17 protein-coding genes and 1 tRNA gene are annotated in these 20,746 nt (G+C 73.6%); 13 read left to right on the forward strand and 5 right to left on the reverse strand.

Translation table 11 applies throughout. The features are described 5' to 3' along the window. Positions 1-20: 20 nt before the first annotated feature. The 7 genes from ACOOHC_RS06480 to rdgB all read left to right on the forward strand — a co-directional run bounded on the left by ACOOHC_RS06480 (position 21) and on the right by rdgB (position 6,750). On the forward strand, positions 21-437 hold the full coding sequence (locus tag ACOOHC_RS06480; protein WP_420453191.1) for a Mov34/MPN/PAD-1 family protein: 417 nt from the start codon (positions 21-23) through the stop codon (positions 435-437). 241 nt (positions 438-678) lie between these two features. Further along, the gene (locus ACOOHC_RS06485; protein WP_420453192.1) at positions 679-1,662 is read left to right on the forward strand and encodes a PLP-dependent cysteine synthase family protein; all 984 of its coding nucleotides are present in this window, start codon (positions 679-681) and stop codon (positions 1,660-1,662) included. Between the two features lie 77 nt (positions 1,663-1,739). Then, entirely contained in the window at positions 1,740-3,704 is a 1,965-nt protein-coding gene (locus ACOOHC_RS06490; RefSeq protein ID WP_420453193.1) for a hypothetical protein, read from the forward strand. After that, positions 3,701-4,444: a hypothetical protein gene (locus ACOOHC_RS06495; protein ID WP_420453194.1), complete on the forward strand. Its 744-nt coding sequence runs from the start codon at positions 3,701-3,703 to the stop codon at positions 4,442-4,444. The genes ACOOHC_RS06490 and ACOOHC_RS06495 overlap by 4 nt, the downstream gene beginning before the upstream one ends. 88 nt (positions 4,445-4,532) lie before the next feature. Beyond that, positions 4,533-5,369, forward strand: coding sequence for a glutamate racemase (murI, locus tag ACOOHC_RS06500; protein WP_420453195.1), 837 nt, complete (start codon positions 4,533-4,535; stop codon positions 5,367-5,369). 10 nt (positions 5,370-5,379) lie between these two features. Further along, positions 5,380-6,147: a ribonuclease PH gene (gene rph / locus ACOOHC_RS06505; protein WP_420453196.1), complete on the forward strand. Its 768-nt coding sequence runs from the start codon at positions 5,380-5,382 to the stop codon at positions 6,145-6,147. A gap of 6 nt (positions 6,148-6,153) precedes the next feature. Continuing rightward, positions 6,154-6,750: an RdgB/HAM1 family non-canonical purine NTP pyrophosphatase gene (rdgB, locus tag ACOOHC_RS06510; RefSeq protein ID WP_420453197.1), complete on the forward strand. Its 597-nt coding sequence runs from the start codon at positions 6,154-6,156 to the stop codon at positions 6,748-6,750. Here rdgB and ACOOHC_RS06515 read toward each other — a convergent pair. Next, positions 6,725-7,693 carry an endonuclease/exonuclease/phosphatase family protein gene (locus ACOOHC_RS06515; protein ID WP_420453198.1) on the reverse strand — a complete coding sequence of 323 codons (969 nt, stop codon included), beginning with the start codon at positions 7,691-7,693 and terminating at the stop codon, positions 6,725-6,727. The two genes, rdgB and ACOOHC_RS06515, sit on opposite strands and share 26 nt — an antisense overlap. A gap of 60 nt (positions 7,694-7,753) precedes the next feature. Here ACOOHC_RS06515 and ACOOHC_RS06520 point away from each other — a divergent pair. Further along, a tRNA-Leu gene (locus ACOOHC_RS06520) sits at positions 7,754-7,827 on the forward strand. Between the two features lie 28 nt (positions 7,828-7,855). Here the strand turns inward: ACOOHC_RS06520 and ACOOHC_RS06525 are convergent. Further along, positions 7,856-10,291, reverse strand: a complete 2,436-nt coding sequence (locus ACOOHC_RS06525; RefSeq protein ID WP_420453199.1) for a helicase HerA domain-containing protein — start codon at positions 10,289-10,291, stop codon at positions 7,856-7,858. A 135-nt stretch (positions 10,292-10,426) separates the two neighbouring features. Between ACOOHC_RS06525 and ACOOHC_RS06530 the strand changes: the two genes are divergently transcribed. Continuing rightward, the gene (locus tag ACOOHC_RS06530) at positions 10,427-11,059 is read left to right on the forward strand and encodes a nuclear transport factor 2 family protein (RefSeq protein WP_420453200.1); all 633 of its coding nucleotides are present in this window, start codon (positions 10,427-10,429) and stop codon (positions 11,057-11,059) included. Positions 11,060-11,080: 21 nt separating this feature from the next. Here the strand turns inward: ACOOHC_RS06530 and ACOOHC_RS06535 are convergent, their stop codons facing one another. After that, positions 11,081-12,544, reverse strand: coding sequence for an alkaline phosphatase PhoX (locus tag ACOOHC_RS06535; protein ID WP_420453201.1), 1,464 nt, complete (start codon positions 12,542-12,544; stop codon positions 11,081-11,083). A gap of 240 nt (positions 12,545-12,784) precedes the next feature. Between ACOOHC_RS06535 and ACOOHC_RS06540 the strand changes: the two genes are divergently transcribed. The 3 genes from ACOOHC_RS06540 (at position 12,785) to ACOOHC_RS06550 (ending at position 18,363) form a co-directional block, all read left to right on the forward strand. Next, a complete protein-coding gene (locus tag ACOOHC_RS06540; protein WP_420453767.1) occupies positions 12,785-14,338 on the forward strand; it encodes a pyridoxal-5'-phosphate-dependent protein subunit beta in 1,554 nt (517 codons plus the stop codon). Next, the gene (locus ACOOHC_RS06545) at positions 14,335-15,666 is read left to right on the forward strand and encodes a PLP-dependent lyase/thiolase (RefSeq protein WP_420453202.1); all 1,332 of its coding nucleotides are present in this window, start codon (positions 14,335-14,337) and stop codon (positions 15,664-15,666) included. The genes ACOOHC_RS06540 and ACOOHC_RS06545 overlap by 4 nt, the downstream gene beginning before the upstream one ends. A 69-nt stretch (positions 15,667-15,735) precedes the next feature. After that, positions 15,736-18,363 carry a hypothetical protein gene (locus ACOOHC_RS06550; protein WP_420453203.1) on the forward strand — a complete coding sequence of 876 codons (2,628 nt, stop codon included), beginning with the start codon at positions 15,736-15,738 and terminating at the stop codon, positions 18,361-18,363. A gap of 8 nt (positions 18,364-18,371) precedes the next feature. On the opposite strand, the gene ACOOHC_RS06555 is transcribed toward ACOOHC_RS06550, so the two are convergent. After that, positions 18,372-19,583 carry a hypothetical protein gene (locus ACOOHC_RS06555; RefSeq protein WP_420453204.1) on the reverse strand — a complete coding sequence of 404 codons (1,212 nt, stop codon included), beginning with the start codon at positions 19,581-19,583 and terminating at the stop codon, positions 18,372-18,374. Between the two features lie 44 nt (positions 19,584-19,627). On the opposite strand from ACOOHC_RS06555, the gene ACOOHC_RS06560 reads away from it, so the two are divergent. After that, complete coding sequence (locus ACOOHC_RS06560) at positions 19,628-20,224, forward strand: ATP-dependent Clp protease proteolytic subunit (protein ID WP_420453205.1); 597 nt, start codon at positions 19,628-19,630, stop codon at positions 20,222-20,224. A gap of 53 nt (positions 20,225-20,277) precedes the next feature. On the opposite strand, the gene ACOOHC_RS06565 is transcribed toward ACOOHC_RS06560, so the two are convergent. Continuing rightward, positions 20,278-20,709, reverse strand: coding sequence for a hypothetical protein (locus ACOOHC_RS06565; protein WP_420453206.1), 432 nt, complete (start codon positions 20,707-20,709; stop codon positions 20,278-20,280). Positions 20,710-20,746: the final 37 nt, after the last annotated feature.

Below are 20,746 nucleotides of genomic sequence, written 5' to 3' on the forward strand. Positions count from 1 at the left end.
TGCGCACCTAGGCTGACGGCGTGTTCCGGATCACCCGTGAGGTCCACGCCCGCCTTGTCGCGCTCGCCCTCGACGAGTACCCGCTCGAGGCGTGCGGCCTGGTGTCGGGGCCGCTGTCGCACGACGGCCGGCCCGGCGACGACGGCCGGACCTTCCACCCCTGCCGCAACGCCGCCGAGTCCGCCCGCGTGTACACCCTCGACCCGAAGGACTTCATGCGCGCCGAGATGGACGCGGACGATCGCGACTGGGCGATCAACGCGGTGGTGCACTCCCACACGCACTCCGAGCCCTACCCGAGCCCGACCGACGTCGAGGCGGCGGTGACGCCCGACTGGCACTACGTGATCGTGGGGCTCAAGCGCGGTGCCCCCGAGGTCCGCAGCTACCGCATCGTCGACGGGGAGATCGTCGCCGAGCAGCTCGCCGTCGTCTGACCTGCTCCGAGCACCTCCCGGAGCCGCTGCGGGCGGCCGGTGCACGCTCGCGAGGGCCGTGCTCGGGTGGGCCCCCGGTCGCCCTCGGGGGAACCCCTCCGCGCGAGGTGGCGGTGTGACGTCTCCAGGTGCGTTGCGGCCACCTCCCGTCCGCTCGGTACGATTCCTGAGCAAGCAGATCGGTTTTGTCGGCATGCCGACGGGCACGATCAGGTCGACCCCCTGGGAGATGAGCAGCAGCATGAGCATGACCGCCCCGAACCTGCCGATGCCGAGCACGGCCCACGCCCACGTGCTCGACATGATCGGCGACACCCCGGTCGTCGACGTGTCGAACCTGTCGCCCAACCCCGACGTGCGCATCGTCGGCAAGCTCGAGATGCAGAACCCGTTCGGGTCGGTCAAGGACCGCATCGCGAAGGCGATGATCGTCGAGGCCGAATCGGACGGCCGGCTCCGCCCGGGACAGACGATCCTCGAGCCGTCGTCGGGCAACACCGGCATCGCCATCGCTGCGATCGCCCAGCTCAAGGGGTACCCGGTCAAGATCATGATGCCCGATTCGGTGTCGGTGGAGCGGCGTCAGATGCTGCAGATCTTCGGTGCGGAGATCCTGCTCACCCCTGGGGAGGAGGGGTCCAACGGGGCCGTCGCCCGAGCGCGCGAGCTCGCCGCGGAGAACCCCGACTGGTTCTTCCCCTACCAGTACGCGAACGACGCGAACCCCCGCGCCCACTACGAGGGGACCGGGCCCGAGATCCTGCGCGACGTCCCCGACATCACCCACTTCGTCGCCGGGCTCGGAACGAGCGGCACGCTGATGGGCACCGGTCGCTTCCTCAAGGAGCACGACCCGACGATCCAGATCGTGGCGATCGAGCCCCCGCTCGGGGAGAGCGTCGAGGGGTTGCGCAACATCGGCGAGGGCTACATCCCCCCGGTGTTCGACGAGTGGAACGGCTCGGAGATCCTCGACCGCAAGCGCGTCGTGCGACCGCGCGAGTCGATCGAGTGGACCCGGCGCCTGGTCGGCGAGTGCGGGATCTTCGCCGGGATCTCCTCGGGTGCGGCGATGGCGGGCGCCGCGAAGGTCGCCGGAGAGATCGCCTCCGGCACGATCGTGTTCATCGTGTGCGACGGCGGGTGGAAGTACCTCTCGACGGGGGCGTACACCGACGACCTCGACATCGCCGAGGCCAACGCCGAGAAGATCATCTACTTCTGACGCCGCCGCGGTCGGGCGGTCGATTCGAGCTGCATCTCGGGTGTCAAGCACGGCTGCCAGCGCGCCGATGAGGAGGTGTGTCCGATCCGTCCCCCGCGAGCGAGTCGCCGTCGACGTCGCTGCCGCGGTTCGGCTTCCGCTCGTCGGTGTCGACGATCGACCGGACCCCTCCGGGCCCCGACCCGTCCGACGACCCGTCCGCCGACCACCGCGACGACGCGGGATCGGGCGACGGTGGGACGGACCAGCGCGACCGCGACCGCGACCGCGAGCCGTCCGCCGGCGAGTCGTCCGCGAGGGCGACCGCTGCGACCGCCTCGGTGCCGGACGTCCCCACGCTGCCCTCGTTCGTGACCGGCACCGGGCCGGCGATCCCCCCGATCGACGACCCTCGCCCCCACGTGCACGACGAACCCGGAGGCCACGACGGACCCGGCGGCGTTCCCACCGCCTCGGTCGCCGCGGATGCGAGCGCCGCGGCTCGGTCGTCGGCCGTCGATGCGCCCACCGTCGGTCCGGCCACGTCCGCGATCGACCACGACGCGCTCGCCCAGGCCATCCGCCTCTCGATCCCGTCGGCCGAGGCGCCGACGCCGGAGCCGAGCGTGGAACCCGACGGCGCCCCGTCGGTTCCCGGCGTCGGATCGGGCGCGCCCGACGCGGTCTCGAGCGCGACGACGACACGGAGCACCGCCCCGACCGTCTCGACGTCACCCGGCACGGCGCCGCCCGCCGATCCGCCCACGGCTGCGGTCCCCCCGCCGCCGCCCCGGCGTCCGGCACCGCCGGGAGCCCCGACGACCGGCGCCGCCGCGCCCGTCGCGCCGAGCGAAGCCTCCGCTCCGAGGGCCGGCGACGAGACCGCCCCCGACGCGTCCGTCACGCCGGCCGACGCTGCTGCGCCGGTCGCCGCTGCGGTGCACGACGCGACGAGGTCGACGCCCTCGCTCCCCGACCCCTCCCTGGTCGCCGCAGCGCCCTCGCCCGCGGCGCCCGCCGCCTCGTCGTACACCTCGTTCGAGACGACCGCATCGGACGAGCGCGCCCAGGAGTCCGGCGGCGGCCTCGTCGCCGCCCTCGGATCGATCGTGCGCACCCTCGTCGTCGCGATCGTGGTGGCGCTGGTCGTCGTCGCCGGTCGGATCGGCTGGGAGCGCTACGAGAGCTTCGAGTCCGGCGCGGTCGCCGAGCTGCCCGACGCGACGGTGCGCCCGCCCGCCGGGAGGCACCTGGCCGTCCGCCTCGGCGGCGACGTCGACCCGAACGTCCCCGGCGCGACCGGGACCACCGTCACCGTCACCGCCGACCTCGCGACCGGGGACGCGGTCGCCACCTCGACCGACGGCTCCGCCTACCGCTCGGGACCGGGCGGCGTCGAGCACCGGGCGGACGCCGGCGCGGGGTGGGTGCCGGTGACCCCGGAGCAGCTCGCCGCCGACGGCGCCGTCGTGGGGTTCCTGCGTCGACCGAGCGCCCTGACGATCACCGACGTGCTCCCCGCCGAGACCCACCGGCACCTGACCGTGGTCAGCGATTCGGTCGAGTCGATCCCGGGCCGGCCGCTCGGGGTCCCCGGCGAGTCCGTCCTCCCGGTCTCTTCCGGCGGCACCGTCGCACCGTCTCCGACCCCGACCCCGACCCCGGCCGACGTGGCGACGCCGCCCGCACCCGGGGCGGGGGCCGATGGGTCCGTCCCGTCGACCGTCGCGGTGCGCCACCTCGTCGTGATCCTCGACGTCGCGGCGATGCGCACGTCACGCGACGGTGCGGCCGTCGCAGCCGGGTGGGCCGGTGACGAGACCGGCACGACCCAGATCGAGCTGTGGGTCGACGCATCGGGTGCGCTGCGACGCATGGTCACCACCGGCGACCCGTTCGGCGTCGGCGACCGCTACGAGCTCGTCGGGATCGGAGACGACCCCGCAGCGCTCCTGGCCGGTCCGGTCGCCGCGGCGACGCCGCCGTCGACGGCGGGTGGCGCGGACGGCGCCGCGGACGCGATCGATCCGGCGGCGGCGGAGACGACCGGGGCCGACGGATGAGCGGCGGAGGCGGGATCGCCCGCATGCTGCGGATCGTGGTCGTGATGGGCGCCGGCGCCGGCGCGTGGTTCGGCTACGACGAGCACCTCGCCGATCACGAGCTGATCGCCGCGGCCGCAGGCGCCGAGCCCGCCCCGCCGGAGGCGGTCGGACGGCCGTGGCCCGACGACGTGGACTCCGGTCGCGCCCGTTGGTCGTCGTGGACCTCGACCGTGGTGCGCGCCGGGGGGAACGGCTCGCAGCGCGTCGAGGCCGATGCGCGGGGTCGCACGCGGGTGAGCGAGATCGCGCCCGACGGTTCCGTCGTCTCGGTGTCCGAGACCGATGGCGAGGAGATCTGGACCAGCTCGGACGGGTCGTGGTCGCCGGTCGCCGACGACGACGCTCTCGCGGAGCGAGTCCGCCTCGCGTCGGTCGCCCCTCCCTCGCTCGACGACGTGGTCGTGGCGGAGGTGTGGCCGTACACCGACCTGGTGTCCGACGTGCCCGGGGACGGCGAGGCCGCGCGGGTCCTCACCGTCCGCATCGATGTCGCGGACCTCGTCGCGTCCGATCCGTCGCTGGCCGCCCGGTGGCGTCGCGACCGTGCCCTCTCGGGACCCGACGACGCCGAGCTCGCCGTGGGGCTCGACGCCCACGGGCGCGTCGTGGAGGTCGCGCGGACCGTGCCCGACGGCGCCGTGACCACCTGGTCGCCGCTCGTCGGGGAGCTGACCCTGTCGTCGCCGATCGGCCGCTGACCGGCTGCTGCACCGGCACGTCCGTCCGGAGCGCCCGGCCCGCCGAGACGACCCGGCCCCGGGCAGCCCGGAGCTACCCTCGCCGTCGATGGACGGTCCGATCGGGATGTTCGACTCGGGCTTCGGAGGGCTGACCGTCGCCCGTGCGACGATCGATCTCCTGCCCGCCGAGGACCTCGTCTACATCGGTGACACCGGCCGCTACCCGTACGGCTCCAAGCCCCTCGACGACGTGCGCTCCTACGCCCGCGAGCTCGCCCGCAGCCTGGTCCACGACTACGGCGCCAAGGCGATCGTCGTCGCCTGCAACACGGCGACGGCTGCCGGTCTCGACGAGCTGCGCGCCGAGCTCGACGTCCCCGTCATCGACGTCGTGCGGCCCGGGGCGCGCGCCCTCGTCGCGACGACCACCACCGGTCGGGTCGGGGTGATCGGGACCGTGGGCACCGTGTCGTCGGGGGCCTACGTCCGCTCGATCGCCGAGACGGGGGTGCCGGTGACGCTGACGAGCGCGGCCTGCCCGGGCTTCGTCGAGTTCGTCGAGCGTGGCCAGACCACGGGCGACGAGGTCACGGTGCTGGCGGAGCGGCTGCTCGCCCCGATGGTCGACGCCGGCGTCGACGCGCTCCTGCTCGGGTGCACCCACTACCCGTTCCTGGCGCGCGTCATCGGCGACGTGATGGGCCCCGAGGTCACCCTGGTCAGCTCGGCCGACGAGACCGCGTTCGCGATCCGGCGTCGGTTGGCCGAGGCGGGGCTGGTGCGCGACATCCGCTCGGCGAGCGGACCCGGGCACCACCGGTTCGCCTCGAGCGGCGACATCGACGTGTTCCGCGACCTCGGGAGTCGCCTGCTCGGGCCCGAGCTCGACCGGACCGAGGCGTGGCCGCCGACCCACGACCGGGCGGCGCCGGGCGCCGGGTAGGTTCCTCGCCATGACGAGACCCGACGGCCGCCGCCCCGACGAGCTCCGCCCGATCACCTTCGAGCGCGACTTCACCGAGATGGCCGAGGGCTCCGCGCTCGTCAGCTTCGGGCGCACCCGGGTGCTGTGCACCGCGAGCATCGACGACGACGTGCCGCGCTGGATGCGCGGCAGCCGCAAGGGCTGGGTCACCGCCGAGTACTCGATGCTGCCCGGCGCGTCGCCGGAGCGGATCGGTCGGGAGGCGGCCAAGGGCAAGCAGAGCGGCCGGACCGTCGAGATCCAGCGGCTGATCGCCCGGTCGCTGCGTGCGGCGTGCGACATGGTCGCCCTCGGCGAGCGTCAGGTGACCGTCGACTGCGACGTCCTCCAGGCCGACGGCGGGACCCGCACCGCGAGCATCTGCGGCGGCTTCGTCGCGCTGCACGACGCCCTCCAGCGGCTGGTGGAGCGCGGGGAGCTGCCGGCGAACCCGCTGCACTCGTTCTGCGCGGCGATCAGCGTCGGCATCGTCGACGGCGAGGCGGTCCTCGACCTGCCCTACGTCGAGGACTCCGCCGCCGAGGTCGACATGAACGTCGTCATGCTGCAGCCGAACGTCGACGGCGTCCCCGACGGCGAGGCCCGCTTCGTCGAGGTGCAGGGGACCGCCGAGGGCACCGCCTTCTCCCGCTCCGAGCTCGATCGGATGCTGGAGCTCGCGCAGGGCGGGCTCGAGCTGATCGCCGCCATGCAGGCCGACGTGGTCTCGACGGTCCCGCCCGCTCGGGGCGGCTGAGCGCCCGTGTCGACGACCCGCCTCGTGTGCGCGTCGGCCAACCCCGGCAAGGTCGCCGAGATGCGCGCCCTGCTCGACGGGGTCGTCGACCTCGTCGAGCGTCCCGCCGAGGTCGCCGACGTCGCCGAGGACGCGGACACGCTGGTCGGCAACGCCCGGCTGAAGGCGCGAGCGCTCGTGGACGCGACCGGTCTCGGCGCGGTGGCCGACGACACGGGGCTCGAGGTCGACGCCCTCGGCGGGGCCCCGGGGGTGCGCACGGCCCGCTTCGCCGGCGAGGGCTGCAGCGACGCCGACAACCGCCGGCGGATGCTGAGCGAGCTCGACGGCGTGGACGATCGGACCGCCCGCTTCCGCACCGTCGTGCTCGTGCGGTGGCCCGACGGGTCGGAGGTCGTCTGCGAGGGGGTGTGCGCCGGGCGCATCGCCACCTCCGAGCGCGGCGACGGCGGCTTCGGCTACGACTCGATCTTCGTCCCCGACGAGGGCGACGGGTCGACCTTCGCCGAGATGGGTTCCGGCGCGAAGAACGCGATCTCGCACCGCGGGCGGGCGATGGGGAGCCTCGTCGCCCGGCTCAGCTCGGCGACCGGCTCAGGCTGACCGACACCGCGAACCCGCGGTGGTCGCTGCCCGGGATCGCGAAGTCCTCGACACCCGTCGACACCAGCCCGCCCCCGGTGAGCGCGTGGTCGAGGCGCACGAAGGGCGGGAACCAGCGGTCGGTGGGCCACGAGGCGCTGAACCACCGCCCGTGGGCGACGTGGGCGTCGACGAGACCGGTGTCGAGCACCCGTCGCATCACCGGGTTCCACCAGGTCGCGTTGAAGTCGCCGATCACGAGGATCGGACCGCTCGAGCGCTCGACGCTCCGCGCGACCAGTCGCAGGTCGCGCGTCCACGCGCCGTGGTCGTGGATCGGCGTCGACGGGTGCACGGCGAGCACGCGGATCGGTCCGTCGGGGGACACCACGACGGTGTCGATCGTGCGTGCGATCGACTCGCGGCGCTCCTCGTCGGCGAACGGGTGGACCGACCAGATCGCCATCCCGCCGGCCGTCACCCGGTCGAGGTCGACGCGGTGGGGGTACCGCGCCGCCAGGCGGTGGGCGCGCAGGTCGCGAGCGTGCGCCGGGGTGAGCTCGTGGAACACGACGACGTCGAGGTCGCGCTCGAGGAGGTCGTCGGCGACCTCGTCGACACGGTCGTTGCTGAACAGCAGGTTGACGGACGCGGCGCGCAGCTCGACGTCGGATGCCGGCGGTCGATCGGTGCTGGCGCCCGCGACCACGGACACGACCAGCACGAGCACCGAGACCACCAGCGTCGCCGCGGCAGCCGCCAGCGGCACCCGTCGCGAGAGCGAAGCGATCGCGAGGACCACCAGCAGCGCCGGGAGCGCGTAGGGGGTCAACGCCTGCAGCGCGGCGACGACCCGGTTCACGTCACGCCCGAGCGCCTGGGTCAGCATCACCACGCCGACGCCGGCCACCAGGGCCCACCCGGCTGCCTCGGCGGCGCGCCCGGCGATCTGCGGCACGCCCATCGCCGTGAGGCTAGGGCGCCGGACGCGTCGGCCGCCGTCGTGCGTAGTGTTCCGACGGGCGCCGACGTAGCCCAACTGGCAGAGGCACGGTCTTTAGGTGGCCGTCAGTGTGGGTTCGAGTCCCACCGTCGGCACGGCAGCCGACCCGGGCCGCGGCGCTCCTCACGTGGTGGGGATCCACGCCAGCGCGAGCTGGGTGATCTTCACGTCGGAGGACTCCAGGCCCACCTCGAGCGTGGAGGTGCCCTCCGCCGCGACGTCCCACCGCCCGCCGATCTCGGCCACCTCGTCGACGAGCTCGGCTTCGAGATCGGCGAGGTCGTCGCGGAGCCGGGCGAGCTTGTTCTCCGCCGCGTCGACCCGTTCGGAGGCGGCGCGCGTCGACCCCCGTCGCCGCGCGGCGGAGCCGGCCTGGCCGAGGACGGAGCCGAGCAGGCCCCCCTTCGAGCGCCGACCCCCCAGCAGACCGCCGATGACCGATCCGGCGGTCGACAGCAGCTCGGAGTTGCGCTTCGCGCTCGACTGCTCCTCGAGCACGTCGATGCGGTCGTCGGCGTCGGCGATCCGGTCGCGCAGCCGCTTCGCCTTCGTCTCGTACCCGTCGCGCAGCTTCGCGATCTCGGCGTCCGCGAGCTCGTCCGCGCGCTCGCGGCAGCGTCGGGCGAAGTCGTCGTCGGACTCGCCGGGCCGGCCGTGGAGATCGAGCTCGTCGTTGGTCGCGACCTCGATCGTCGAGGTGCGCACGAGCTCGTCGCGGATCGACCTGCCGAGGCTCGACCAGTAGGTCTTCGTGGCGATCTTCGCGTCGCACATCCGGTACGCGACGCCGTCGGGGGCGCTCGGTCGCAGGTCGCGCTCGTCGTGGTCCACCGGGGTCATCGCGTCGGCGTCGAACTGCTCGCCGAGCGGGAACACGACGCACTCGAACTCGTCGTCGTGGACGAGGTCGGCCTTCGTCTCGTCGTAGCGCAGCGAGACGCGCGCGACCGCGGCGGCCGCCATGGTGCGACCGCGCTCGTCCCCGCCGACCTCGGCGAGCCAGGGAGCCGCCGGGTCGACCCAGCGCACCGGGGTGCCGTCGGCGACGTCGGGCATCATCGCGCTCTCGTCGTCCGCCAGCTCCGGCTCGGCGGTCGGCTCGCCCGGCACCGGGGTCGCGGCGCCCAGCACCCCGCTGCTCGCGGCGGGCGCGGCCGCCGTCTCCGACTCGACGCGCCGGTCGTCCATCGACCGCTCGATCTGGTCGCGGGTCATCGGGCCGCGCAGGTACGACATCGCCCAGCGGGTGGTGAACGGCTCGGGGCGGTCCTCGCCGGCACGGCGCAGGACGAACTCGCGCCGCGCGAGCCCGGAGATCGTCGCGTCGATTGCGGCCACGTCGACGTCGCCGGCCGCGGACGTCATCCCGTCGAGCAGGCGGCGCTTGTCGTTGTCGGTCTGGAGGCGCCCGATCATCCAGGTGCCGGCGTTGGAGATGGCCTTGTAGTCGACGTCGACCGGGTTCTGCGTGGAGAGCACGACGCCGACCCCGAACGCCCGTGCCTGCTTCATCAGCAGCATGATCGGCTTCTTCGTCGGCGGCATCGCGCTCGGCGGCAGGTACCCGGCGACCTCGTCCATGTAGAGCATCGCGCGCAGGTCGCTGGTGCCCGACTGCCGCCGCATCCAGGTGACCAGCTTCGACAGGATCAGCGAGGTGACGAACTGGCGCTCGTCGTCGGAGAGGTGCGCCGTGGTCACGATCGCGCACCGCGGCCGGCCGTCGCGGAAGAGCATCGAGTCGATGTCGAGCGGCGGGCCCGCCGCCCACGCGGCGAACGACGGCGAGGCGAGCAGGCCGTTGAGCCTCATCGCGAGCTCCATCCGGTCGTCGGGGGGGAAGAACCGGTCGAGCTCGAACACCCCGAGCTTGCGGATCGGCGGAGTCGCGATCATCCCCACCAGGGTCATCAGGTCGAGTTCGCGCCCATCGGCCCACGAGTGCGCGATGAGGTTCGACAGCAGGATGTGCTCCCGGCTCGACAGCGGGTCGGCATCGACGTCGACGAGACCGAGCAGCCCGGTGACGTACCCCTCGATCTCGTCGCCGACCACCTCGGCGTCGCCGGAGTCGGCGGGGACCTGCAGCGAGCCGACGATGTTCACCGGGACGCCGGCCGCCGATCCCGGGGTGTAGATCGTGACGTCGGCGGCGGAGCGCAGGCCGCCGATGTCGGCTCCCGACAACCCCCAGCCGGCGAGGCCGTCGGTCCACAGGCCCGCCTGGTCGGCGGCGAACTCGTCGGGGGTCCGCCCCGCCCCGCGGGCCTGCGCCTCGTCGATCCACGGTCGGAAGTCACCCGGCGCGAGGTCGGGGAACGTGAGGCACAGGTTGGTGAGGTCGCCCTTCGGATCGATCGCGAGGACGGGCACGCCCGAGCGCAGCGCCTCCTCGATCGCGACCACGCCGAGCCCGGTCTTGCCCGACCCGGTCATCCCGACGATCACCGCGTGCGTCGTCAGGTCCTCGGTGTCGATGCGGACGTGGCTCGTCGCGTCGTCGGTGGTGCGCTCGTGGGTGGCGGGGTCGATCGACCCGCCGAGGAACAGCTCGGGCATGGCTGCGACCGTAGCGGTCGAGCCGGTCCGGGCCCGGCGGACCGGCACCGGCCACCGGGTGGCTCCGGATCGTCCCCGCCCGACCACGATCCGTAGCGTCGTGCACGAACCGCCGACGACGTGAAGCGAGGGACGATGAGCGAGCAGGACCCCAGGTCGACGAACACCGACGACCGCACCGCCGGACGAGGCCTCGGGCTGGGACGGCGGTCGCTGCTCGGCGGAGGAGCCGCCGTGGTGGCGGGGACCGCCGCCCTCGCCGTGCCGGGCGGTGGTGTCGCCGCCCGCTCGAACCCGGCGCGGACGTCGGACGCCGCCGAGATCCGCCAGCTCAGCATCGACTACGCGATCGGCACCGACGCCATCGCCGTCGGCGACGCGGACACCGGTCGCGAGATCTACCGGCGGATCTTCACCGCCGACGCCTCGATCACCGCGGGGTTCGATCCGTCCGCTCCGAGCCTGAGCTCGACCGGACCCGACGAGTGGACGGATGCCGTGATCGCCGCGTTCGCCCCGTTCACCGCGACCCAGCACCTCCTCGGCACGATCGACGTGAGCCTGGGCGGCAACCGGAACCAGCCGGCCGCGATGACCAGCTACCTCCAGGCCACCCACGTCTACCGCGACACCCCCGAGCTGCTCACGGTGCTCGGCACCTACGTCGACCGGGTGGAGCGCACGCGCGACGGTTGGCGGATCGCGGACCGCTTCCTGCGGTTCCTCTCGTTCAGCACCATCGAGCGCACCCTCCCACCGGTCGGTTAGCGCGACCTCGCCGCGCCGGGCTCAGAGGGCGCCACGCTGCCAGGGGCCGGTGATCGCGAACGTCACCCCCGGTGACTGCACGTTGGCGAACAACCAGTCGCGGTGGAACGTCGCGCCCGCCCACTCGCTGCTGGCGTAGTCGCCCACGCCGTCCTCGTCGGGCTCGTCGGAGCGGTTGTCCCAGAAGTCCGCGCCCACACCCGGGAACACGTCGTCGATGCGGGCGAGGTCGCCCGGGCCGAGGTCGATGCGGTTCTCGACCAGGGTGAACACCTCGCCTCGCTGGCTGAGCCCGACGAGGCGCTTCGGGTTCGAGTCGCCGTCCTCGCACAGCACGATCCCGCCGCGGGGGCTGATGGTGATGTTGTCGGGCCCGTCGACCTCGGAGCTCGAGGGCGACTCGTAGACCATCGTCAGCTCGTCGCGCTTCGGGTCGAGCGCCCACACCTGGCCGAGCCCGGCCGCGCCGCCGTCGGTCGACACGAACCAGCAGAGCCCGGCGTCCCACCACGCGCCCTCCCCGCGGCTGATCACCGCGGCGTCGGGAGCGGAGTCGAAGGCACGCCCGGTGCGGCCCTCGGGGTCGCCCACCGCCTCCCAGGTGATCGGGAACGTGGTCCCGGCGGCGAAGCCCTGCGTGAGGTCGAAGCGCGACGTGCCGCGCACGACCATCGCCTGCAGCTCGCCCCCGTCGGCGATGCCCTTCTTGCCGGCGGGGTTGAGGTAGCGGTAGAGCGCGGAGCTGCCGGCGTCCTCGGTCTCGTAGACGATCCCGGTCTTCGGGTCGACGGCGACGGCCTCGTGGGAGAAGCGACCGGCGGCGGTGATCGCCCGGCCGTCGCTGATCCCGAAGCCGGGGACGTCGAAGACGTAGCCGTGGTTCACCCCGTCGTCTCGAGACCCCCACGGGTGGAACGTCTCCTCGCAGCTGATCCAGCTGCTCCACGGGGTGGGCCCGCCGGCGCAGTTGCGGATCGTTCCGCCGAGGCTGGTGTAGCTGTCCGTGAAGCGCCCGGCGACGGTGTCGAAGACCAGGTTGGTCGTGCCCCCGTACTCGTCGGGGTTGTACGTCCCGCCCTCGACGATCGCCTGGGCGCTCTCGCCCTGCGACAGCTCGTGGTTGCGCACGAGGCAGATGTCTCGGCCGCGCTTGGCCACCACCGCCATGCCGTCGTGGTCGGTCGGCGTGGGGCGGCCGTCGCTCATCGTCTGGCCGGTCCAGCCGTAGGAGAAGTACGTGAACCCCTCCGGGAGGGCGAGCAGCTCGAGGCCGGTCGCTTGGTCGACGGCCGGGCGGACCGGGCCGTAGCCGCCCTTGCGGGGTCCGCGAGCGGGGGTGACGCCGCGGCCGGCCGCCGCCTGCTGGCCGGCGAGCGCGGTGAGGGCGATCGCCGTGGCTCCGGCGACCCCGCCCTTGAGCAGGTCGCGGCGCGAGACGCCGGGGACGTCGACGCCGGTGGACGAGCGGTGGATCTGATCGGTCATGGGGTTCTCCTGCGGCTGGTGGACGTCGTCGCGACGCCCGGGGGAGTGGACGAGGCGAAGGTAGGAACCCCCCGTGACGCACATCGTTCGGCCGGGCGTCCCCGCGGCGACGGGCACGTGTCGATCAGGTGAACCTCTCCCCGGACCCGACGTGACGTCGACGGTCGGTGGTCGGCGACCGCGGCTCGTCGCCCGATCGCTCGACGCCGGTGACCGATGGGGGCACGCCGACGCCAGACTGTGCCGGTGACCGTCACCGACATCCCCACCGCCGACGCGCAGGGCGACACGACGACCGCCGCTCTCGAGAACCAGTTCGGCTTGGCCGACCGGGTCGTCGACCCCGACGCCCTCGCGAACAGCGTGGAGCGCTTCCGCGAGCGGGGGATCACGCTGCCGACGTTCGCCCAGCTCGCCGATCCCTCGTCGTTCGATCACGACGAGCGCGTCGGCGACGCCGATCCGCAGGGTCCCGATGCCCGCAACCTGTGGCGGGTCCACTGGTACGGCGACCTCGCCGGCGGCCGGGTCGAGGTCCCCGACCACGTCGTGCTGCCGTCGTCGCTCACCGGTGTCGAGTCGCCGATCGTCGTCGTGTTCGGCGACCGCTTCCCGATGATCACGGCGCACAAGGTGCTGGCCGCCTACTCGTGCCTCGCTCCGCGCGTCGTCACCGGCCAGTTCGACCCCACCCGGCACCGAGCGATCTGGCCGTCGACCGGCAACTACGCCCGCGGCGGGATCGCGATCTCGCGGATCATGGCCAGCCGCGGGGTCGCGATCCTCCCCGAGGGGATGAGCCAGGAGCGCTTCGACTGGCTCGACCGGTGGTGCGCGGACCCCGACGAGGACGTCATCCGCACCTTCGGCACCGAGTCGAACGTGAAGGAGATCTACGACGCCTGCAACGAGCTCGCCCTCGACCCCGAGAACTTTGTGCTCAACCAGTTCTCCGAGTTCGGCAACCACCTCGGCCACCTCACCGTCACCGGCCGCGCCCTCGGTCACGTCTTCGAGACGGTGCGTGCGTCGTCGGAGCGCGACCTGCGCCTCGCCGCGTTCACGTCCGCGACCGGCTCGGCGGGCACGATCGCCGCCGGCGACCACCTGAAGGAGGCCTACGGCTCGCGCACCGTCGCCGTCGAGGCCCTCGAGTGCCCGACGATGCTCGAGAACGGCTACGGCGAGCACAACATCCAGGGCATCGGCGACAAGCACATCCCGTTGATCCACAACGTGATGAGCACCGATCTCGTGGTGGCGATCTCCGACGACGCGACCGACGAGCTCGACCTGCTGTTCAACTCCGACGCCGGTCGCGCCCACCTCGCCCGCAAGGGCGTCCCCGAGGAGCTCGTCGCTCAGCTCGAGCACTTCGGGTTCTCCTCGATCTGCAACGTGCTCGCCGCGATCAAGACCGCCAAGGTCCTGGACCTCGGACCCGACGACGCCCTGATCACCGTGGCCACCGACGGTGCCGCGCTCTACCCCAGCGAGCGCGCCAAGCTCCTCGCCACCCGCTACGACGGCGACTTCGACGCCTCCGACGCGGCCGAGGCGTGGGGCGCCCACCTGGCCGACGTCGACACCGACAACGTGATCGACTGCACCGCAGCCGACCGGCGGCGGATCTTCAACCTCGGCTACTACACCTGGGTCGAGCAGCAGGGAACCCCGTTCGAGCTGTTCGAGGCGCGCCGGCGCCAGGAGTTCTGGACCGGCCTGCGCCGCTACGTCGGGGTGTGGGACGAGATGATCGGCGAGTTCAACGAGCGCGTCGCCGCGTCGGGGTGAGCGAGCACCTGGTCACCGGCTGGCGCTGCCGGGTCTGCGGCACCGAGGTGGCGCTCACCGACCCGACGCCGTGGCGGTGCCCGCGCTCGAGCCCCACCGATCGCCGTCACGTCCTGCGCGCGGTCGACGACGACACCGCCGACGGCCACGCGGGCCCCGTTGGTTCCCGCGGCCACGTCGACGCCTCGACGTCGACGAACCCCTTCGTCGCGTTCGACGGTCGCCTCGCCTGGGCCGCCTCGGCGGCTGCGCGGGGGATGAGCACCGCCCAGCGCCTCGATCTCGTCGTCGGGCTCGACGACGCGGTGCGCGAGGTCGCCGGCACCGGGTTCGAGGTGACGCCGTTCGAGCGCTGCGACGCGCTCTGCGACGAGCTCGGCTTCTCGGCCGACGGCGGGGTGTGGGTGAAGGACGAGACCGGGGGAGTGGCCGGGAGCCAGAAGGCACGGCACCTGTTCACCATCTCGCTCCACCTCGCGGCGACCCGGATCCTCGACCCGTCGACGCCCCGGCCACGACTCGCGATCGCGTCGTGCGGCAACGCTGCGCTCGCGGCGGCGACGCTCGCCCGCGCCGACGGATCTCCGATCGACGTGTACGTCCCCACGTGGATGTCCGATGCGTTCGGAGACCGACTCGACGAGCTCGGCGCGACCATCCACCGCTGCGAGCGTCGCTCCGACGACCCGCCCGGCGACCCGGCGATGCTGCGGTTCCGCGACGCGGTCACCGACGGAGCCGTCCCGTTCACCGTCCAGGGTCCCGAGAACGGCCTGTGCCTGGACGGGGGCCGAACGATCGGCTGGGAGATGGCGGGAGCCGGGAGCGGCGCGCAGGGCGGTGGCCGGCCCGCGATCGACCGGGCCCTCGTCCAGGTCGGCGGGGGAGCGTTCGCCACCTGCGTCGGTGACGGCCTGGCCGGGGCCGGCTCCGGCGCGTCGCTCGTCGCCGTCCAGACCGCGGGGTGCGCTCCGTTCGACCGGGCCCGCCGGCGGGCCGACGGGATGGAGGACCCGGCGTCGCGCTGGGCGGAGCTGATGACGCCGTGGGACGACCCGCGCTCCGTCGCGGACGGCATCCTCGACGACGAGACCTACGACTGGCTCGGGGTGCTCGACGCCGTGCGCGCCTCGGGGGGGACGTCGGTGGTGGCCAGCGAGGCGAGCGTCGTGCGCGCCCACGAGCTCGCCCGCGCCGCCGGGTTCGACGTGAGCCCGACCGGGAGCGCCGGCTTGGCGGGTCTCGTCGAGCTCGGCGGCGCCGGCCGGGGCCGCGAGATCTCCCCCGACGAGCGGATCGCCGTCGTCATGAGCGGGATCGCCCGGTGATCCACCCCGCCCGCCGATGCAGCGTGCGCGGCGCCTGCGGGGCGGGCGGCTGCCAGTAGAGTCCAGCCGATGACCTCCTGGGGGCGTGCGGCGGGAGCGGGGGTGCTGGCGATCACCGCGACGGTCGTCACCGTGACCTCCGCCGGTCGCGCGCAGGAGGCCCCGCCGACGACGATCCCGTTCACCGGCGTCGACTCGAGCCCCGCGATCTCCGACGACGGGCGCGTCGTCGTGTTCCGCTCGGTGGACGGCTCCGGCGACGCCTCGATCGTGCTCCACGACCGGACCAACGCAGCGACGGGGCTGCTGCTCCCGCTGCCCCCGGTGACCGACGTCCGGACGCCGGCGATCAGCGGCGACGGGTGCATCGTGGCGTACTCGGTCCCGGCGTCCGCCGATCTCGGCGACGGCTCCGGCCGGGGTCCGCTCCCCGGCGACACGACCGGGACCGACGCACCGACCGGCACCGACGCACCGACCGGCACCGACGCACCGACCGGCACCGACGCACCGACCGGCACGGACGCACCGACCGGCACGGACGCACCGACCGGCACCGACGCACCCACCGGCACCGACGCACCCACCGGCTCCGACGCACCCACCGGCTCCGACGCACCGACCGGCACCGACGCACCGACCGGCACCGACGCACCGACCGGCACCGACGCACCCGTCGTGACGACGGCGCCCGCCGCGCCACCCGCCCCGCCCGTCGAACCGCGCGAGACGACGATCCACCTCCTCGACCGCTGCACCCCGTCGGGGGTCGCGGCCCCGCGGCCCACCCTGTCGATCGAGGCGGAGTCCGTCGGCGCCGCGGCGCTGTCGTCCGACGGTTCGGTCCTCGCGGTGAGCACCGGGCAGGAGGTGCTCCGCTTCACCGGCGAGCGTGGCCGCTACGGCGCTCCCGCAGCGTTCGACGGGCCGGGCGCAGCGTCGCCCGACGTGGTCACCGCCCTCGACGTCGACGTGTCCGGTGACGGATCCGTCGTCGTGTTCGCCTCGGGTCCGGCCGGCGACGACCCGGTCACCGACGTCCGCGCCTGGGTCGACGGCACGGTGACCACCGTCGCGACGGGAGCGTCGTGGCCGAGCGTGTCCGACGACGGTCGGCTCGTCGGGCTCGAGCGGGCCGACGGAGCCGCGATCGTCGACCGCGTCGACGTCGGCGCGGGACCCCTCGCGCTGGTACCGGGGGCGTCCCGCCCGCGCCTGAGCGCCGACGGCGCCCACCTCGTCCACGAGACGGCCTCGGGAATCTCGGTGCTGTCGTGGGTGGGGGCGGGGTCCGCCCCGTTCGAGGTCACCTCGCTCGCCGAGGTCGCCGGGCCGTCCCGCCGGGGCGAGTCGGTGGCGAGCGTGGACGCGACGGGCTCCACGGTGGTCACCGATCCGGTCGTCGCGTCGGGCGACCGTGACATCGCCGTGATCGCGATCGGCGCCGACGCCGGGTTCGGGTCGGAGGCGGTCGACCTGGGCACCGGCGACATCGGCGCCACGCTGACGGCCACCGCGACCTTCAGCAACCAGGGCCCCGCCAGCATCGCGGTCGGCGCCGTCGCCGTCGAGTCGCCCTTCGTGCTCGGCGACAGCACCTGCGCCGGTCGGCTCCGGCCGGGGACGACCTGCGAGATCGAGGTGAGCTTCGCGGTCGAGCGCTACGAGGACGTGTTCGCGACGCTGACGCTCGACGTCGACCGACCGCCGGTCCCCGGGGAGCCGACGAGCTACGCGACGGAGGTCACGGCGCTCGGAGAGCGGCCGCTGACCGCGCCCAGCGACTCCGTCGGACCGCTGCCGCCCACCACCTCCACCACCACCACGACGGCCGCCTCGGGCTCGGGGTCCGGCTCCGGATCGGGCGGAACGGGGACGAGCGGGTCGGGGACCACCCGGACCACCACCCGCCGCACGACGACGCGCCGCACGACGACCGGCTTCCCGACGCGCACCCGGACGACCTCCGGGTCGAACCGCACGACCTCCGGGTTCGACCGGACGCGGTCGACGGTCCCCTCGGTCACCACGACGACGACCCCCGTCGCCCCGGGTCCGGGGGTGACGTTCGGCCCGCCGACGTTCGAGTTCGCGCCGACCATCGCGGGAGCCGGTCGTCGAACGGCGCGCGTCGAGCTGATCAACTCCTCGGACGGCCCGGTGGTCGTGACCGGCGTCTCGATCCCGCCCGGTGACCCCCACTTCACCGTCGTCGGGACGACCTGCCTCGACGTCGCCGTCCCGGCGGGCAGCCGCTGCACGATCGACATCGACTTCGCCCCCACCGCCGAGGGCGCGCTGTCGACCGAGCTGGTCGCGCTCGTCGAGGGCGGCGGGAGCGTCGCCGCGCAGGTGACCGGGGTCGGCGCGCCGCCACCCGAGCTGACGGTCTTCCCCGATGTCGCCACCTCGGGTCAGGTCGTCACCGTCGGCGGGACCGGGTTCCCGACCGGGTTGACGCTGACGGTCTCGTGGGACGACGGGATGGTGACGACCGACGTCGACGTCGGCGCCGACGGCACGTTCGTCGTCCCCGTCGTCGTCGCCCGCCACGTGCCGACCGGGCCCGTGGCCGTCGACGTCGACGGCCGGGCCGACCTGTTCGGCGACGTGGCCACCTCGATGATCGTCACCCGCACGAGCGACCGCTCACGCCCGGCCGTCCTCGACGGTGCCGGCGTCGCACCGCTGGGCTGACGCCAGCGTCAGATCTCGTCGACGAACCCGACGACGGTCCCCGAGGCCTCGCACGCTCCCGTTCCGGGGCCCGGGCTCTCGCACTCCAGGCGCAGCACGATCGTCTCACCGCTGTCGAACGTCAGCGGTGCGACGAAGTGGAAGTCGAGGTCACGGAAGTTGGCGAGCTCCTGATCGAGCAGGACGTCGTCCTCGTCGGGGTCGGGGGACTCACCCACCTGGCGGACGAGCTGCAGCCGCCCGATCGCGCCCGTCGGGTTCTGGAACACGACGTCGGTCACCGACAGGCGCCGACCGGGGGTCGCATCGCTGAAGACCTGGCCGACGGTCGCCGAGGTGGCCGCCGCGGCGTCGACGCGCAGCTGGACGTCCGCGGGACGGCCCAGCGGGAGCTCGGAGGCCTCGTCCGCCGCCGCCTGCATCTCGGCGACGCGGTCGTCGATCACGAGCTGCTGCTCCGCATCGAGGCGCGCCGCCTCCTCGCGGGCGATGTCGCGCACCGAGGGTCGCAGCAGCGCGAACCAGGCGAGGGTGAAGAGCACCAGCGCTGCCAGCGCTCCCGCGGCCGCGGGGAGGTACCAGGACCGCACGCGCGGGCCCTGCTCCCACGCGCCCTCCAGTTCGGCCCGCTCGCCGTCGCTGCCGGTGATCGAGACCGAGAACGGGTGGTCGACGGCGGGGCCGTTCCAGAACGCGCCCGGCGCCGAGGCGCGCAGGTCGACCTTCGCGGTCTCGCCCGGGTCGACGTTCACCGCGGGCGCGGCGATCTCGACCGCCAGGGTGTCGCTCGACGCGACCGCCAGCTCGGTGGTGATCGCGACGTTGCCCCGGTTCTCGACGACGACCCGGTGCCGGCCGGCCGTGGGCGACGCGGAGCGCTCGGGCTCGAGCCGGGCGCTCCACGCCTCGGTGGCGTCGACGTCGAGCGTCGCCGCCGCGCTCGACGTCTCGTCGGCGTCGACGACCTCGACGACGCAGTCGTGGCTGCCCGCGAGCAGGTTCCGGCCGGCGTCGACGATGACCGTCACCTCGAAGTGCTCGTTGGGATCGAGGTAGATCGTCTCGGTCTGCAGCAGCGTCTGCGCCGCCAGCTCGCCGCCCGGGCGGAGGGTGACCATCCGCTCGGCGTCGGAGTCGTTGCGCAGGTGCAGGGCGAGGGCGGCCGTCTCACCGGGGACCGCGTGGACGCGGTCGGGCTCGAAGGAGGCGGTGACGGACATGGCGCAGAACCGTACTCGGAAACCGGCACGGGTAGCATGTGCCGATGACCGCCGAGATCGCCGCTCCGCTCGCACTCGAGACCGCATCCGACCCTCGATCGGCCGTGTTCGACCGCCTCCTCAAGAACCGGGTCGTCATGCTCGGCTCCGACGTCAACGACGACATCGCCAACCAGATCTGCGCCCAGCTCCTGTACCTCGAGGGCGAGGACCCGGGCGCCGACATCTGGCTCTACGTCAACAGCCCCGGTGGGTCGGTGACCGCGGGGATGGCGATCTACGACACGATGCAGTTCGTCGGCTGCGACGTCGCCACCGTCTGCCTCGGCCTCGCCGCGTCGATGGGCCAGTTCCTGCTCACCGCGGGTGCGGAGGGCAAGCGCTACGTGCTCCCCAACGCCCGGGTGATGATGCACCAGCCACTCGCCGGCCTGCGCGGCCAGGCCTCCGACATCGCGATCCAGGCCGAGCAGCTCCGCTACACCAAGCGCCGCATGGCCGAGCTGATCGCGTTCCACTCGGGCAAGTCGCTCGAGCAGATCCAGGAGGACTCCGAGCGCGACCGCTGGTTCACCGCCGAGGAGGCGAAGGACTACGGCCTCTGCGACTCGGTGATCCTGCGCCGCGGCGAGATCCTGTGAGCCCGCGGTCCGTGTGATCGTCGCGCGGATCTCGGCGGACGTGCTGCGCGGGCTCACTCCTGCGGGACGATCGTGGCCACCGGCCCGAGATCGACGTCGCAGTTCTCGATCAGCCACCGGTTGACGGTCGCGGCCGATCCCTCGCTGCTCAGCGCCGTCGCGATCACGATCTGCTCGGATTCGGCGTCGCCGGGGACGACCGTGCTCGCCGTCTCGTAGTTGACCACGAGCTGGTCCCACTCCCGCTCGATCACGAGGGGGGCGGACTCGCCGATCTCGCGGTACAGGGCGAGGAACGGCTCGATGTCGTCCGACGAGGTCAACCGGGGTTCGCGCAGCGCGTCGCGGTTGGTGGTGACCTGCTCGCAGAACCGCTCGACGTCGCCGGCGCCACCGCCGGAACCGGATCCGTCGGCGCAGCCCGCTCCGGAGGTCACGGCGGCCAGCGCGAGCGCGACGGCGATCGGCGACGGACGGCGGGGCACGCCGACGATCATGCCAGCTGATCGCGACCTCCGCGGG

The sequence above is a fragment of the Ilumatobacter sp. genome (genome assembly GCF_965215205.1).
In the GTDB taxonomy this organism is placed as follows: Bacteria; Actinomycetota; Acidimicrobiia; order Acidimicrobiales; family Ilumatobacteraceae; genus Ilumatobacter_A.

Coding starts and splice junctions, on each gene's coding strand:
- ACOOHC_RS06485 (WP_420453192.1), top strand. CDS start 679: ATGAGCATGACCGCCCCGAACCTGCCGATGCCGAGCACGGCCCACGCC.
- ACOOHC_RS06495 (WP_420453194.1), top strand. CDS start 3,701: ATGAGCGGCGGAGGCGGGATCGCCCGCATGCTGCGGATCGTGGTCGTG.
- murI (WP_420453195.1), top strand. CDS start 4,533: ATGGACGGTCCGATCGGGATGTTCGACTCGGGCTTCGGAGGGCTGACC.
- rph (WP_420453196.1), top strand. CDS start 5,380: ATGACGAGACCCGACGGCCGCCGCCCCGACGAGCTCCGCCCGATCACC.
- ACOOHC_RS06515 (WP_420453198.1), bottom strand. CDS start 7,693: ATGGGCGTGCCGCAGATCGCCGGGCGCGCCGCCGAGGCAGCCGGGTGG.
- ACOOHC_RS06525 (WP_420453199.1), bottom strand. CDS start 10,291: ATGCCCGAGCTGTTCCTCGGCGGGTCGATCGACCCCGCCACCCACGAG.
- ACOOHC_RS06530 (WP_420453200.1), top strand. CDS start 10,427: ATGAGCGAGCAGGACCCCAGGTCGACGAACACCGACGACCGCACCGCC.
- ACOOHC_RS06535 (WP_420453201.1), bottom strand. CDS start 12,544: ATGACCGATCAGATCCACCGCTCGTCCACCGGCGTCGACGTCCCCGGC.
- ACOOHC_RS06550 (WP_420453203.1), top strand. CDS start 15,736: ATGACCTCCTGGGGGCGTGCGGCGGGAGCGGGGGTGCTGGCGATCACC.
- ACOOHC_RS06555 (WP_420453204.1), bottom strand. CDS start 19,583: ATGTCCGTCACCGCCTCCTTCGAGCCCGACCGCGTCCACGCGGTCCCC.
- ACOOHC_RS06560 (WP_420453205.1), top strand. CDS start 19,628: ATGACCGCCGAGATCGCCGCTCCGCTCGCACTCGAGACCGCATCCGAC.